Origin of the sequence: Polaribacter sp., assembly GCF_051251875.1 — a bacterium.
GTDB lineage: Bacteria > Bacteroidota > Bacteroidia > Flavobacteriales > Flavobacteriaceae > Polaribacter.
Genome location: NZ_JBPOGL010000051.1, coordinates 1 through 14,778, shown reverse-complemented (window position 1 = coordinate 14,778; position 14,778 = coordinate 1). Strand labels below are relative to the sequence as shown.

Annotated in this window: 13 protein-coding genes and 1 pseudogene; 4 read left to right on the top strand and 10 right to left on the bottom strand. The window is 28.8% G+C overall.

The window, feature by feature from the left end; translation table 11 throughout:
• A partial coding sequence (locus tag ACSHW5_RS15995) for a c-type cytochrome (RefSeq protein ID WP_435677153.1) occupies positions 1-621 on the top strand: 621 nt, incomplete at its 5' end.
• Between the two features lie 90 nt (positions 622-711).
• On the opposite strand, the gene nagB is transcribed toward ACSHW5_RS15995, so the two are convergent.
• The 3 genes from nagB to ACSHW5_RS15980 are packed head-to-tail and all read right to left on the bottom strand — an operon-like array spanning position 712 to position 4,449.
• A complete protein-coding gene (gene nagB / locus ACSHW5_RS15990) occupies positions 712-2,640 on the bottom strand; it encodes a glucosamine-6-phosphate deaminase (protein WP_435677152.1) in 1,929 nt (642 codons plus the stop codon).
• A gap of 28 nt (positions 2,641-2,668) precedes the next feature.
• Positions 2,669-4,000: a sugar MFS transporter gene (locus tag ACSHW5_RS15985; protein ID WP_435677151.1), complete on the bottom strand. Its 1,332-nt coding sequence runs from the start codon at positions 3,998-4,000 to the stop codon at positions 2,669-2,671.
• An 11-nt stretch (positions 4,001-4,011) separates the two neighbouring features.
• On the bottom strand, positions 4,012-4,449 hold the full coding sequence (locus ACSHW5_RS15980; protein ID WP_435677150.1) for a hypothetical protein: 438 nt from the start codon (positions 4,447-4,449) through the stop codon (positions 4,012-4,014).
• A 155-nt stretch (positions 4,450-4,604) separates the two neighbouring features.
• Here ACSHW5_RS15980 and ACSHW5_RS15975 point away from each other — a divergent pair, with 155 nt between their 5' ends.
• Both ACSHW5_RS15975 and ACSHW5_RS15970 read left to right on the top strand, forming a co-directional pair.
• The gene (locus tag ACSHW5_RS15975) at positions 4,605-5,642 is read left to right on the top strand and encodes a LacI family DNA-binding transcriptional regulator (protein WP_435677149.1); all 1,038 of its coding nucleotides are present in this window, start codon (positions 4,605-4,607) and stop codon (positions 5,640-5,642) included.
• A gap of 41 nt (positions 5,643-5,683) precedes the next feature.
• Positions 5,684-6,169, top strand: a complete 486-nt coding sequence (locus ACSHW5_RS15970; protein WP_435677154.1) for a sugar-binding protein — start codon at positions 5,684-5,686, stop codon at positions 6,167-6,169.
• Positions 6,170-6,285: 116 nt separating this feature from the next.
• Here ACSHW5_RS15970 and ACSHW5_RS15965 read toward each other — a convergent pair whose 3' ends face one another.
• The 6 genes from ACSHW5_RS15965 to ACSHW5_RS15940 form a co-directional block, all read right to left on the bottom strand.
• The gene (locus ACSHW5_RS15965; protein WP_435677148.1) at positions 6,286-6,825 is read right to left on the bottom strand and encodes a hypothetical protein; all 540 of its coding nucleotides are present in this window, start codon (positions 6,823-6,825) and stop codon (positions 6,286-6,288) included.
• A 10-nt stretch (positions 6,826-6,835) separates the two neighbouring features.
• Positions 6,836-7,411 carry a hypothetical protein gene (locus ACSHW5_RS15960; protein ID WP_435677147.1) on the bottom strand — a complete coding sequence of 192 codons (576 nt, stop codon included), beginning with the start codon at positions 7,409-7,411 and terminating at the stop codon, positions 6,836-6,838.
• Positions 7,389-8,987, bottom strand: coding sequence for a hypothetical protein (locus ACSHW5_RS15955; protein ID WP_435677146.1), 1,599 nt, complete (start codon positions 8,985-8,987; stop codon positions 7,389-7,391). The genes ACSHW5_RS15960 and ACSHW5_RS15955 overlap by 23 nt, the downstream gene beginning before the upstream one ends.
• Positions 8,988-9,100: 113 nt before the next feature.
• Positions 9,101-9,601: a hypothetical protein gene (locus ACSHW5_RS15950; protein ID WP_435677145.1), complete on the bottom strand. Its 501-nt coding sequence runs from the start codon at positions 9,599-9,601 to the stop codon at positions 9,101-9,103.
• Between the two features lie 11 nt (positions 9,602-9,612).
• Complete coding sequence (locus ACSHW5_RS15945; protein ID WP_435677144.1) at positions 9,613-12,525, bottom strand: hypothetical protein; 2,913 nt, start codon at positions 12,523-12,525, stop codon at positions 9,613-9,615.
• On the bottom strand, positions 12,519-12,719 hold the full coding sequence (locus ACSHW5_RS15940) for a hypothetical protein (protein WP_435677143.1): 201 nt from the start codon (positions 12,717-12,719) through the stop codon (positions 12,519-12,521). Before ACSHW5_RS15940 ends, ACSHW5_RS15945 begins: the two co-directional genes overlap by 7 nt.
• A 318-nt stretch (positions 12,720-13,037) precedes the next feature.
• Here ACSHW5_RS15940 and ACSHW5_RS15935 point away from each other — a divergent pair, with 318 nt between their 5' ends.
• Positions 13,038-14,219, top strand: a complete 1,182-nt coding sequence (locus ACSHW5_RS15935; RefSeq protein ID WP_435677142.1) for a helix-turn-helix domain-containing protein — start codon at positions 13,038-13,040, stop codon at positions 14,217-14,219.
• A gap of 29 nt (positions 14,220-14,248) precedes the next feature.
• Here ACSHW5_RS15935 and ACSHW5_RS15930 read toward each other — a convergent pair.
• Positions 14,249-14,563, bottom strand: a pseudogene (locus ACSHW5_RS15930) (tyrosine-type recombinase/integrase); the annotation flags it as partial.
• Between the last annotated feature and the right edge of the window lie 215 nt (positions 14,564-14,778).

Below are 14,778 nucleotides of genomic sequence, written 5' to 3'. Positions count from 1 at the left end.
GTAATGATCCAATGTCATTTTTTATCACAAAGATCTAATTATTTTTACGCTTCACACACAACTTTTGAGATTGATCCAGGAATTGTAAGCAGTATTAGAAGTAATGAAGTAAACTTTCTAGAATTCTTAGACCAGAATAATGAAAATGTGGTTTTGAGGGATTTTATTTCATCAACCATTGAAAACAAAAATACTCAGGGTAAAAAGAAAAAAACAAAAAAGAATTTAGAGAAATCTATAAAAGCAGGACAAAAGATTTTTGACAACATCTGTGCTTCTTGCCACGGAAATAATGGACAAGGAATTGACAATCTTGCGCCACCATTAAAAAAATCTGAATACATTTCAGACTCGCCAGAAAGACTTGCTTTAGTACTTTTACACGGTTTATCGGGGCCTATACATGTTAACGGAAAATTATACGAACTTAGCGCAACAATGCCTGGATTAAATAACAACCCTAAATATTCTGATAAAGAAATTCTAAATCTTATCAATTACTTGCAAAGTAATTTTTCTAAAACGTATAAAAATATAACTATTAAAACAATAAAATCTTTAAGAAATAAAAAACCAAAATCTGGGGTTTATACTGAAGCAGAACTTTTGAAAATAAAGTAAAACACCAAATACCATAGTTCTAAAATTTATAGTAAGTTCTTACACACAACACTAAACACAAAACACTTGTATATAAGAGCCTGAAGCTACTTAATAATGCCATCTTACAAAAGCTTCCATAGCCGCATAATGAGACAATCCTAATTCATCATACAATTGTGCTGTTTCTCTATTTCTGTCTTCTGCACGTTGCCAAAATTCTCTACTATCAGAACCTTGAAAAACAACTCCATCTTTTTGAGATTGATGTTTAAAAATCCCTTTCCTTTTTTCTAGCACCTGGTCTGGTCCCATTGGTACGGCCATTTCTATTTCATCTATTCCCCATTCTTGCCACGCTCTTCTATACAACCAAACCCAACAATCTTTCATAAATTTTTTAGGTTTTAACTCTTTAACTGCTGCAAAAATTGCATCTAAACATACTTTATGAGTTCCGTGAGGGTCTGCTAAATCTCCGGCTGCATAAATTTGATGTGGTTTAATTTTTTCGATTAAATCTAATGTAATTTGCACATCTCCTACTCCAATTGGGTTCTTTTTAATGGCACCAGTTTCATAAAATGGTAATTCCATAAAATGAATTTGTGAATCTGGTAAACCTATAAAATGACACGTAGCACGTGCCTCTCCTCGTCTAATTAAACCTTTAATATACCTTACTTCTGGAGTGTCTATTTCACTAGATTTTTTGTTCTTTAAAAAATCAGCAGCTTTCTTATAAATAGCACTGGCTTCAGAATTTTCAATACCAAACTTATCATTATAATCGCACACAAAACTTGCAAAACGAAGAGCTTCATCATCTGCAACAGCAATATTACCCGAAGTTTGATACCCAACATGTACCTCATGGCCTTGCTCGTGTAATCTTTTAAAAGTGCCACCCATACTGATAATATCATCGTCTGGATGTGGACTAAAAATTAACACTCTTTTTTTTGCTGGTTCTGCTCTTTCTGGTCTTTTGCTATCGTCTGAATTTAATTTTCCTCCTGGCCAACCCGTAATGGTGTTTTGTAATTTGTTAAATATTTTTATGTTAATATCGTACGCCGGACCAGAATCTGCCAACAAGTCGCTCATTCCGTTTTCTATATAATCTGCATCCGTTAACATTAAAATTGGTTTTTTTAGAAAAATAGCCAAACTTAACACAGCTTTACGAATCAGTTGGTCTGTCCAAGCAATATTTTCTACCAACCAAGGCGTATTGATTCTTGTTAATTTAGAAGCTGCCGCTTGATCTAAAATAAACGTAGCATTTCTATGTTCTTGTAAATAAGAAGCCGGAACAGAACTAGTAACACCATCTTCTACAGAAGCTTTAATAATATTCGATTTACTTTCTCCCCAAGCCATTAAAATGACTCTTTTGGCTTCCATTATTTTTTTAACTCCTAATGTAATTGCCGTTCTTGGTGTATTTTCTAAGCCAGAAAAATCTCCGCTTGCGGCAACTCTTGTAATATGGTCTAAGGCAACCAATCTTGTTTTAGAGTTTTGAAGTGATCCAGATTCATTAAACCCAATATGTCCATTTCCTCCAATTCCTAATATTTGTAAATCGATGCCACCTAAAGCTTCAATTTTTGCTTCATATTGATCGCAATAATCCCTAATAGCTTCTTTAGACAATGTACCATCTGGTACATGACAGTTTTCTGGTAAAATATCTATATGGTTAAACAATTGCTCTTGCATAAAACGAACATAACTATTTATAGAATCTGGCTCCATTGGGTAGTATTCATCTAAATTAAAAGACACTACATTTTTAAAACTTAAGCCTTCTTCTTTATGCAATCTTACCAATTCTGCATACAATCCTTTAGGAGAAGAACCTGTTGCTAAGCCTAAAATACAAGGTTGCTTTTGAGATTGTTTTACAGTAATAAGATTTGCAATTTCTTGTGCAATTGATTTAGAAGCTGATCTAGAGTTTTCGTAAACAATGGTTCCTATGTTTTCAAATCTTTTTTCAAAACCTGTTGCTTTGTCTATTTTACTTTTTAACATAATATGTAATTTGTTACTTTGATTGGTTTTATGATTTAGTCCAGTTTTTAATTTTATGTCCCCAGATTGCAAAGAAAAGTATCATGGCATAACACGGAATTAAAATCCAATAACTATTGGTAGATGCTGTTGCAATAGCTTCTGCTTCTTGTACACCGCTGGTCATTAACTTGTGTTTTCCAGAATCTACTAATTTCCCATACAAGGGTAGAATAACGGCTCCACCAGCAATTGCCATAATTAATAAAGCAGATGCAGTTTTTGTAAATTTACCTAGTCCATTTAATGTTAAAGGCCAAATTGCTGGCCAAACTAAGGCGTTTGCAATCCCTAAAGATGCCACAAAAAGAACTGAAGTAAAACCGGTTGTTGATAGTATACAAATACTAAAAACAATACCAAGAATGGCACTTATTTTTAAAGCAGTGTCTTGTTTAAGATATTTGGGAATAAGAAATACTCCTAGAGCATAGGTTACTACCATAGCAGAAAGTGTAAACAATGTAAAGAATTTAGCATCTGCTGCTGGTATGCCTAAAGACAAACCATAAGCTATTATAGAATCTCCAGCAATAACTTCTGCACCCACGTAAACAAATAATGTAAGCACGCCTAACCAAAGGTGCGGAAATTGAAAAATGCTTGTTTTTGTGGTTTCATCTGGTTTAAGTTCATCTTCTGCTTCTGCTGCTGCTTCAACTTCTGGTAAAGGCGCTTTTCTTATTAATACAGCAAAAATAAATAACACAACTGCCATAACAATGTAGGGTGTAATAACACTATCTGCCATTGTAGCTAATAATTGCTCTTTTTCTGCAGCAGAAACAGTTCCTATTTTTTCTTTAACTTCATCTATTCCAGACAATAAAAGAGCACCAAATACTAAAGAACCTAATGCGCCTGCACTTTTATTTGCAATACCCATAAGCGCCATACGCTTTGCACCACTCTCTATAGGTCCAATAATTGTGATATAAGGATTTGCGGCAGTTTGACACAAAGTCATCCCTGTTCCTTGAATAAAGATTGCTGTTAAAAACAACCAATATGTTTGCGCTTCTGCAGCCGGAATAAACAATAAAGCACCAATGGCCATTATTGATAAACCTAAAGACATTCCTTTTTTGTAACCTATTTTACCTATAATATAAGATGATGGTAATGCCATAACAACAAATGAAATGTAAGAAGCAGAAGCCACCATATAAGATTGGGCTTCCGTTAAATCATTTAAAGTTTTCATAAACGGAATTAAGGCACCGTTAATCCAGGTTACAAATCCGAAAATAGAAAATAATCCTGCTATAATTGCAATCGGAATTGTGTAATTTGTTTTTGTTGAAGCTTGGTGATTTGACATATATAAAAGGTTTAATTGATGATTTTTAAATACTTATTTTTTTCAGAAAAACTTGCTATCCATTTAAATTGATTTTTTGCTCTGTCTAAATTATAATGGGCATAATTTGTTTTGTAATATATAGCATTATTTAAATAATCTCTTAAAAAACGCAATGCTATTATAAAAATCATTGTTTTTGCTGCTAGCGGTAAATATTTTAACGCTGTTGCAGATAAAGAATCTTTTGTTTTCTCTAAAAATCCTTTTTCATAAGCTTGGTAATATTCTAAGTTAAACGCTACTTTTTTATTAAAAAGAGCTTTCAAATGGTTTAAGAAACTTTTACGAATAATAAAAACTACTTTTCCAATACCAGCCTGAATTGCATTAAACAGCGAAAAATCTATAATGATATTTCCTTCTACTGTAACTGTATCCATTTGCTTTAAACCGGCACTCGTACTCATAATTACTTGATTTTTAGATGTTTTTATGATCTATATTAAATTTAAATCGTTTTCATTTGACACAAAAATATATTTTTTATTTTTTTAAGCAAGAGATTATTAAAAAAATGTGCTCGAACACACTATTTAACACAAAAAGATATATATTTGTCTAAATGAAGAAATACACTATTAAAAATATAGCAGAATTAGCCGGTGTATCTAAAGGAACCGTAGATAGAGTAATTCATAAAAGAGGTAAAGTATCTGCAAAAGCTTTAGAAAAAGTGTCTGCCGTATTAAACGAAATAGATTACAAACCTAACTTACTAGCTAGAAGCCTAAAAAACACCAAAGATTACCACATTTGCGTTGTTTTACCAGATTATAAACAAGATGCTTTTTGGCTTCCTTGTTATGAAGGTATTTTAGAAGCTGTAAATGAGTTTGATTCTTTTGGTGTTTTTATAGAACCTTTCTTTTTTCACCCTAATAATGCACAATCCTTCATAGAAATTAATACTAAAGTGTTAGCATTATCTCCAGATGCCGTTTTGTTGGCTCCTTTATTTTATAAGCAAACCATAAATATTGTAAATAATTATGCACTCGCAAATATTATTGTAAGTAAGTTTAACAATCAATTGGAAATTGAAAATACAAAAAATTTTGTTGGTCAAGATTTATTTAAAAGTGGAAGAATAGCTGCTAGTTTATTAAAATTGATTGTTCATAAAAATGCTACCATTGATATTATTCATGTAGATGAAGATTTTAATAATTCCATTCACATGCAAGAAAAAGAAAAAGGTTTTAGAGCTTATTTTGATGAAGTAAAAAACGGTAATTATAAAATTATTACACACAACTCTAAACAAACAGATCTTACTAATAATTTAGAATCTATCTTTTCTGATACTTTTGCTTCGGATGCTATTTTTGTAACCACTTCTAAAGTTTACGAAGTTGCAGAATTTATTAAAAATAAAAAATTAAACAACATAAAACTTATAGGTTACGATTTATTAGAAGAAAATATACAGTATTTAAAAGACAACGTTATCCATTTCTTGATTCATCAAAACCCCAAAAAACAAGTATATTTAGGCTTGTCCTATTTAGTAGATTATTTTCTTTTTAAAAAAGAAATACCTACCAAAAGTTTATTGCCCATAGATATTATTACTTCAGAAAACTTAGAAACCTATTTATAAAATTGAATATCTACTCCGTAAAATAAAAAACTAAAAAAGATATTATAATTTCAGACGATGGAACAAATACCATCTGGAAAGAGGCCAATTCTTTGGTTGATTTTTCATCTCCATGGAAACAAGAACGTATCAAAAAAATAGTGTTCAAAGCTTTTCATAATTCCGAAAAAATATTTTTTCAGTTTAAGGTTGATGATCCTCAAACTCATATACATCCTTCTGAAAATAAAAATGATAGCATTAATTATTCAGACCGAGTAGAATTATTTTTTAGAAACAACGCTTCTTTAAATCCTTATTACTGTTTAGAGATAGACACAACAGCCAGAATTATGGATTTTAAAGCCCTTCCTAATCGAAATTTTGATTTTAATTGGAATTGGCCCAGCACTGAAATTGAAGTAAAATCTACTGTAAATAAAACTAATTTTATTGTAGAAATTGCCATATCTCTAAAATCTTTGCGAGACTTTAATCTCGGAAAACTTATAACTTGCCAAAGGGAAAAATCCCTTATGGAATCCTAAGATATTTTTTTAAGGAATAAACTATGAAATAGGCTTAATTATTCTTTAAAAAATTAAAAAGTTAATATTTGTAAGTTTAAAAACATCTCATCTTGTTAATTTGTCTCTATCTCATACTATAATTTCAAATTAATTCTTAAATCTAGTGAAGATGCTATTCCGTTAATATTGTTTTCGCCCCAAGAATAACCTAAACCAAAAGCAAATTCAAAATTTAATTTTTCAGATAAAACTCTTCTCAATCCATATTTAGGAATCAATCCAAAAGATTTGTTTATTGTAAGATTATTTCTATTACTTGAAGATAATAAATCTGAAACATAGAAGATTTCTGTACTAAAGTAATTAGCAGAATTATTATTGGTTTTCTTTCCTTTATCTTTCCTTTTTTCGAAATTGTAATAATATTTAGGTTCAAGACTAAAAGTTGATGTAAATACATAATCAATTTTACTATCAGTACCTTTTAAGAAACCACCTTCATATCCAAACTCTGTATTTAATGTAATCTTTTCAGATAAAGATTTTTCATAGTTTAGCCAGCCACCAATTAACCCAATTTTTATTCCAAAAATATCTTCAGAACCAATATTGTTCTTTTGAGCATAAGTGATGGTTGTTGCAAATAGTATTAAAAATAATAAAGCTTTTTTCATAATAATAAATTTATTTAATTTCTATTCCTAATGTTAAACCGATACTCTCTAGATTATAGAAATTATCAGGACGATTCGAATTTTCAAAAGTTTTATTTAAGTTTTGAAAAGAGTATGTAAATTCAATATTGGATTTAACTTTTTTTAAAAGCATAAGTCTTACACCTAAACCAAATCTAAACAAAAACCCTTTTTCATCTATATTACCTAGATGAACTCCAAGATTTAATTTTGAATATAAAGATTTTTCTTTTTTAGAAAAATAACCTAAAACATTTATATATGCTGGTATATATATAATATTTGGTTGAGAAATTTTTTCATAACCAAAACCAAAACCAGTTGCTAAGTGTGAGTTAAAAAAATAATTTAATTCTCCATTAGCACCATATAAGAAAGAATTTTCTTTTAATTCAAAATTTGTTTGATATGTATCTTTAAAAAGATTTTTATCATATCTAATTAAAATTAAGGATTGAGCTTTTATACTCAATCCTTTTTTTCTATAACTTATATCTTTTTCTTGTGAAATCACAAGGAAAGATAAAAGCGAGAGTAATATACTAAAACTCCATTCTTTTGCCATGCCATTCCCCGTTTCTTTTAGCCATTCCAAATACACTTAAACCAGTTAAATCAGGCTTATTAAAATCCATAGTTAAAGACCCTATTTGTACATTATTAAAACTATACCCTTGAAATAAATCAATAGTTACTGAGGGTGTTGCAATACCCCAATCAAAAATTTTATCTAACTTTTTACAATTAGAACAATCTTTAGAAAAGTCATAATATTGTATCCAAGTTTCTGTATTAGTATGTACGATTGCAATAGCTTTTCTTAATTCTCTATTATTATAAGTGCTTAAAATATCTTTTGCTCGATCATATACAAAGTTATAAAATTTTTGTCTTACCTTTAATTCTGTATCTAATAAACCAAAGTCATTTGAAAAAAATTCAACTACAATATCAACATCATTTGCAAATGGTATTTGAGGTACTGGTGAGTTAGTACCTTGATTTAGATAAACAGCACTATCGTATGCACCTTGTGTTTGATAAGTTTTACCATCAAAAACATAATATCTTGTAGGCAAGTTGTTTGTTGGCAACACATAATTTCTATTAAACATCCAACTAACACTATTAATACCTAATACTACATTATCTGTATCTTCTTTTCTCCAAACCCCTGTCCATCCTCGATATTGATGCTTTACTTTCATTCCAATCGAATAACCTATTCCAAAATTAATATTCCAGTATTTAATTTTTACTCTTCTTCTACTTTCGTATTCATCTTTACACACTTTTACGTTGCCAAATAAATTTCCAAACCAAGGAGAAGACCCAGTACATAAACCTAAATTATTAGCCAATGATTGATATTGAGCATAAGAATTTGTTCCTCCACTTCCACTTCCATTTCCACTTCCAGAACCTGAACCACTTCCAGAGCCTCCAGAGCCTCCACAGTCTTCATTTTCATTAATAAAATGTTGAAAGTCGCCGTTATCCGCAGTTATGGGTTGAAAACCGCCACATCTATTGTATGTTTGAATGTAGTGATTTCTTACAACTTCAGAAGTAGGTTCTAAAAAATTTCTTGAAATTTGTTTAGTATCTAAGTAATTATTTAAGTTGGTAATCTCTTTTTCTTCGGAAATAAATAAACCAGTGTCTGTATATTTATAAATTTTATCTCCAACTTGTAATTCTGCTTCTTGATTTAAAAAACTTGTAAATACCTCTTCTCCAAAAACATCTTCTAAGTCATCGATGTCGTCTAATATATCATCACTTGAAGACCTTTGTTGCAACCCTTTTTTATTAGATTTGACTTTATTTAAATGCCTAGAAATTTCATATTCGGCTGTTTTTTCATTAACAATAGGTCTTAGAGAATAAAAGTCTTGTGAGTAAAACTTGTTTTCTAAAATATCTGCTATTTCATATTCATCTTTTTCTTTTATATTTTCATAATAGTTTTGAAATGTAGACTTGTTTGGAAAATATAATCTTCCGTTTAGAACACTGATTTCTTCTAGTTTTATAGTTTCTGGAATTGATTGAGTTTCTTCTAATACTATATTATCTTCATTACAAGAACTTAATAAAAGTAATAAAAATAATAAAGGCAATAAGATTTTTGTTTTCATGTTTATTCAATTTTTATTTTAAATTATTCTATGATTTTTTTGAGCCATTCATAGCTTTATGACTGTTTTTCGAAAAAGATATTTTTTAATAATTGCTAACTAATTACTGTTAGTTAATCATTAAATTTTCCGTTAGTAATTTGAATTACATCGTTATCATCATTTACATTGTATAAAGTAAATTCAAATGTTCCTTCTACATTTGAATCTGTAACGTTTGTAAAAGTCACAATTCCTGAATCATCTTTAGAAATGTATTTTTTACCATTTATTAAGGTATATATGTTAGCATAACTGTCATCAACATTCTGTGTATTGTTAAGTTTTAAAGAGTGTGAATTTTTGTCTTCAAAATTCCTAATCATAATAAAAATAGTGTACTTATCATGATCTTTAGCACTTACTGAAAAAAAAGAATCTCTATTGAAAATTAGTTTTTTGCTTACAGGTGATGTTGAAATACTAGTACTTGGTTTTGGGGTAAATAATTCTCCATTAATGTAACAAGAGAAAGAGTTTTCACCGAATTCTAAATCATCATTAGTTTCACAAGAACTACTTGTTAAAAGTATAAACAAGCTACTAAAAAAAAAGATTGTTTTTATTGTTTTCATAATACATTGTTTTAATCAATTATAATCATTTTTGAAATTATTTTTCCTTTAACATTAGCTCTTAAAATCATTACCGAACCTTTTGGGTTGTTTTTAAGGTTTATAATGTTGTTTTCTACTAGAATATTTTTTTTAATACCAAATGTGTTATATAACTCTGCTTTAATTGTTAAATTAGTTTTTCTAAGCTGACTAAACTCACAAGGTTCTATTAATTGATATTGGTTACTTGCTACTTTTTCAAGTCTTAACACTCCACTTTCACAGGGATCTGTGGAAGAACCACCACTTATAAAAAAACTTTTTGTTGTAGACCCACAAGAATTAGTTACAATTACATTTCCTGAAACATACCAATTACTACCATAACCGCTAGCATAAGTAGTAAAAGAATTGTTATTTTGTATTTGACCAGTACCCCCATTTTTTACCCATTGTGTATTATAAATACCTTGTTGATAAATTGAGGTACCTACTCCATTAATAGAGATAGAAGGGTAGCTCCCTGAAGTTACTGTATATGATATTGAAGGTTTACCTATAATACTTTTTGATACAGATTGCCCATTTGGTAATGTTACTCTTACCCAGCTATTAGAAGCGTTTGCATTAATATTTTTTACTACAATTTGTTGATTGTTTGAAGAAATAGTTTGTAAGTTGCTTGAAGTAGTCCAAGTAATATTAGAAGAACTACAATTATTAATAGAATATGTTGCTATTTGATTATTACACAACCTATCTGTTCCGTTTATTGTAATACTTTGAGTATTACAAGTATTATAAATAGAAGGAGATGGTTCATTACCTAATAATTCTTCTTTTAACCAATTAATACCATCATTATGTAAAGATGCATGTTCTTGATTTTCAACAGGAGCATAATAACTATCAAAAGGTGTTTCATTTGTGCATACCAAGTTTCTACATCCAATTTGTTCATTCCATTTAGAGTTTGTACCATTATATGCTAAAGCACTTTTAACGGGTACAAAGTTAAAGTTATCTGTAACATTTGCGTAGGCAGTAGTTAAAACTATGTTTATTGCTGCTTTTGTTAACCAATCTGCTTTATGATAGGCTAGTATATTTGAAATACCATATACATATACTAAAGGAAAACTTTGACCGAGAGCTTCTTCCGCTCTTTCCTTTACAGAAAATATTCCTCCAGGAGCATTGTCTAAACTTCCAAAGGCAGATGATGAAGTTGCTTTACGTTGTATATCAGCTTGAGTATTTGCACCCCACCAATTTTTCTTTAAAAATCTAAACACTGTATTTTGCCCAGAAGTTGAAGAATAATTTAGCCAAAGATCTCTTCTAATAAACCCAGTTATGGCTGAAAAATGAATTTTTATCATATTTTGACCACCAGATGCAGTTTCATTACCTACAATACTTCCATTAACTACTGCTACATTTTTAGTTTGTGAAGGAAATCCAAGATTATCCATCATATTTTGAAAACGGTTTCTAAAATTCGGAGCACCTTGGGGTAATCCTGAAGTGTTAGATAGATAATGATTAATTAACATTTGTTTTGCAGCTGGTGATTTTAAAACATCTAAACCAAGATTGGCATAGTCGTTTACCCTATCTTCAACAACTCCACTACCTGTTGCAAAGTATTCTAAAGCTTTTTGCATTCCTATAGGAGCATTAGCACCTTTATGAGGACCATCAAAAGATATAAATAAATCTGTGTAGTGATCTTCATTGTTTTTTTCCATATCTGCCAAAGCATATTGTGCAATTAACGCCCCCATGCTTGGACCTGCAATTTTTATTTTATTTGAACTACCGTTAGAAATTAATTCTGCTTTTATTTTTTGGGTTAAAGCTTGTAAAACCTTACCATTTCTCTCAACATAATCAGTTCCTCCATCTCTGTAATATGATATTTCTTCATATATATAACCCCAGCGACCGGCTGGAATTCTTATCGTTCTGGTATCTATTACATACCTTGGGAAATTTAAAATAATAACATCATACCCTAGCCCTTGCAATTCTTCAACTAATTTTACTTCATCTCCATCATTATTTGTATAAAACATTTGTTGAAAAACGTTGTTATCAGTTGTGTTTATTTTTCTAGAATCATTAGGGTCAAAACCATCTACAACTAAAAAAGGTTTTTTTAAACTGGCATTTCCATTGGCATAGAAAACTTTATATTCTCCTTCTCCATAACAAGTACCACCACAATTAGAAGGTTCATCATATCCTCTAAAAGATTTTGTGGCTTTTATTTTTTTAATAGGCGAAGTACTTAAAGAACGAAGAGCAGTTTTTGCTTTGGTTTTTAGATAAAAGGAAGCATATGTTGTAAGCTTAGAGTTATCAGAAAAAGTAACTATGAATTTTATTTTTTTTACACCGCTTGTTTTAAATTTTGGAGATATACTTTTGTTAATTAATGCACCATTATTAATTACATTATAAGATCGTCCTTCTTCAAAACTGACCTGTAATACTTTTATTCTTTTATTTGATTTATCTAGGATTAGCTTACCAAATTCAAATTCTGGTTGATTAGAATAAATGATTTGAGAATTTAATGGAGATGCAATAAATAAATGCTTATTAAGGTAAGTGGGCTCAATAGGGGGTTTACTACTTCTGCGAAGTTTCAAAAAATCTTTATTAGAAATTCGCTCTATTCTATTGTTTGCTATTTTTAAAGTAGATTTATTTTTTTCTAATGCAGTTGGGTTTATATAACTAAAATCAATATTAATTAAACCAACTTGAATTTTATTTTCTCTTTCAAAAGAATAGGCAATATCACCTACTTTGTCTGTTGATAAAAATGTAGGGTTTTCACTGGCTGATTCTAATTCCCCCCAAGACCTCATAAAATGCTCGTAATTAGATTCGTTGATGGAGTTTTTATTGTTAAATGAAGTAAGATTTACCATAGAAAAACTCTATCATAAAGAATTCCATTTTTAAATTCTCTTGTATCATTTTTAATCAAGGGGTCTAAAACCTTGTTCATATATTCTGAATATGTTTTCTCATTAGTCGGTTTTAATATTTCTTGAGAATTAGAGCTAAATGAAGTAATTAATGCTAGTAGAAGAAATACTATAATTTGTGTAATTTTTTTCATAAACTTTTATTTTTATAATTGTTCACAAACAAACATTAGAAAAATGAAATTCACAACTAAAGTAAATTGATATTTATGAATAGCGACTTGATATTTATAAATATCAAGTTATATGTTAAATAAATAAAGTGCTTATTATTATATCATTAGTAATTAAATTAATGGTTCCTTATATTTTTTTGGTTTATAACTATTCTTAAACATATTGTTAGTTAAGATTTCATAAAAACTTTATCTCTAATTGTAGTTTAAACTAAAAAATAGTAATTTGCAGGCTTTAAGTTTATTTATAATAAAACTTAAAGCTCCTAAAAAAAAATGGCTATTAAAGATTTTTTTAATTTATTCTTGATAATAAGCGCACTACATGGATTTTTATTTAATCTCATACTTCTTTTTTCGAAAAACAGAAAAAAGAATAGTGTCATATATATTAATTTATTAGTCCTTGTTATATCGCTTAATAATCTCCAATCTTGGATATTAGCTAAAGATTTATTTATTGAATATTTTTTTCTTGATTACGTTCATATTCCTTGGCATTTTTTGATAGCTCCATTTTTTTATATGTTTTTAATCAACTATTTAGATATTAATAAGCAAAGTAAGAAACTCTTAAGGTTAGTTTTACCTGTTTTTTTTATAATTATTTTGATAAGAATAGGTTTTGTTTATTCTTTTAGTACTGTTAAGAGTGATGATGTTGTTTTTTTATTTGAAAAATATACTTCCATTGAAGAAATTATAAGCCTAGTCTTTTCATTATCAATTTTTATTTATTCATTTTATATTTTATATAGAAAAGAAAAATTATTTAAAAAAATACTCTCTTATGATAATTTAAAATGGATTTATACTTTTTTTAAATTAGGGGCATTTACCTATGTTTTTTGGATTCTAGCATTAGCAATTACAGTAGATCTTAATTTTAAAGAGTTTATTTATTCATATTACCCATTACGTATTTTAACAACAGTTTTAATTTATTGGGTAGGTTATCAATCTGTAATACAACTTAAACTCTTAAATGAAAGAAAGTATATTCGAAAACAAATAAATTTAAGTGAGAATGCCCTAGTAAGTGAAAAAGAAAAAATCAATGATTTTAGTATATCAGAATTGAATATACCAAAAGATATTGTCGAAGATATACTTGAAAAACTAGATTTATTTGAGCAGCAAAAAAAATACACCTCTAAAAGAATTACATTTAGTTCATTATCTAAAAAATTTAATACAAACACTAATTATTTATCGAAGGTTATCAATCATTATAAAAAGATGTCTTTTTCAAATTATTTAAATACTTTAAGAATAGATAATATTTCTAATCAGCTTAAAAAAAATTCAACAATTAGAAAATTTACGATTAAAGCAATAGCCCAAGAAGCTGGGTTCAATAATTCTGATTCTTTTTCTAAAGTTTTTTTTAAGATTCAAGGAGTTAAACCTTCTCAATACATTAGAAGTTTAGATGAAAATAAAAATTATTTGAAATAATTTTCGATTTGTTGAGGAATTTAAAATGATTAGAAACTCAATACTGAATCAAGGGCTTCGTCAAAATTTTTATGCACAAAGTTAGCCTGGTAATTAATAGTAGTGGTAATAGAGCTATAACGGTATAAATTCTTAAATATTTGAATATTTGCACTATTTCCTGCAATAGAAGCAAAGGAATGACGAGCAATATGGCAAGATATATTTTTCTCAATCCCAGCTAATTTGGCAATCTTTTTTAAATGACGGTTAAAGATTCTAGTGGAAGTTTGTGTTTTTCTCAATACATCTTCAGTGTCATTGATATCAGCTTTTTTCATTCCTGGAAAAATAAAATCGTTTTTAGTCTTTTTGAATTTTTGATATTGACTAAGAAGGCACTTTCAGAAGTAAGCTATAAAAATAAATTTAGGGTTAAAAATCGGGCTACTTTTTCGATAGTTTTTTCTTGTATTCTTTTACCAATTTCAAGACTATTTGCGGTATGGATTCCAAAGAATATCCAGAGTATTTCGGTTTTTTTTGTCTTTGCTTTTATTTTTTTTAAGTGATAATGCTC

Excerpts from the sequence above, each read along its gene's own strand:
- nagB (WP_435677152.1), bottom strand. The coding sequence starts at position 2,640 with ATGTTAAAAAGTAAAATAGACAAAGCAACAGGTTTTGAAAAAAGATTT.
- ACSHW5_RS15985 (WP_435677151.1), bottom strand. The coding sequence starts at position 4,000 with ATGTCAAATCACCAAGCTTCAACAAAAACAAATTACACAATTCCGATT.
- ACSHW5_RS15980 (WP_435677150.1), bottom strand. The coding sequence starts at position 4,449 with ATGAGTACGAGTGCCGGTTTAAAGCAAATGGATACAGTTACAGTAGAA.
- ACSHW5_RS15975 (WP_435677149.1), top strand. The coding sequence starts at position 4,605 with ATGAAGAAATACACTATTAAAAATATAGCAGAATTAGCCGGTGTATCT.
- ACSHW5_RS15965 (WP_435677148.1), bottom strand. The coding sequence starts at position 6,825 with ATGAAAAAAGCTTTATTATTTTTAATACTATTTGCAACAACCATCACT.
- ACSHW5_RS15960 (WP_435677147.1), bottom strand. The coding sequence starts at position 7,411 with ATGGCAAAAGAATGGAGTTTTAGTATATTACTCTCGCTTTTATCTTTC.
- ACSHW5_RS15955 (WP_435677146.1), bottom strand. The coding sequence starts at position 8,987 with ATGAAAACAAAAATCTTATTGCCTTTATTATTTTTATTACTTTTATTA.
- ACSHW5_RS15950 (WP_435677145.1), bottom strand. The coding sequence starts at position 9,601 with ATGAAAACAATAAAAACAATCTTTTTTTTTAGTAGCTTGTTTATACTT.
- ACSHW5_RS15945 (WP_435677144.1), bottom strand. The coding sequence starts at position 12,525 with ATGGTAAATCTTACTTCATTTAACAATAAAAACTCCATCAACGAATCT.
- ACSHW5_RS15940 (WP_435677143.1), bottom strand. The coding sequence starts at position 12,719 with ATGAAAAAAATTACACAAATTATAGTATTTCTTCTACTAGCATTAATT.
- ACSHW5_RS15935 (WP_435677142.1), top strand. The coding sequence starts at position 13,038 with ATGGCTATTAAAGATTTTTTTAATTTATTCTTGATAATAAGCGCACTA.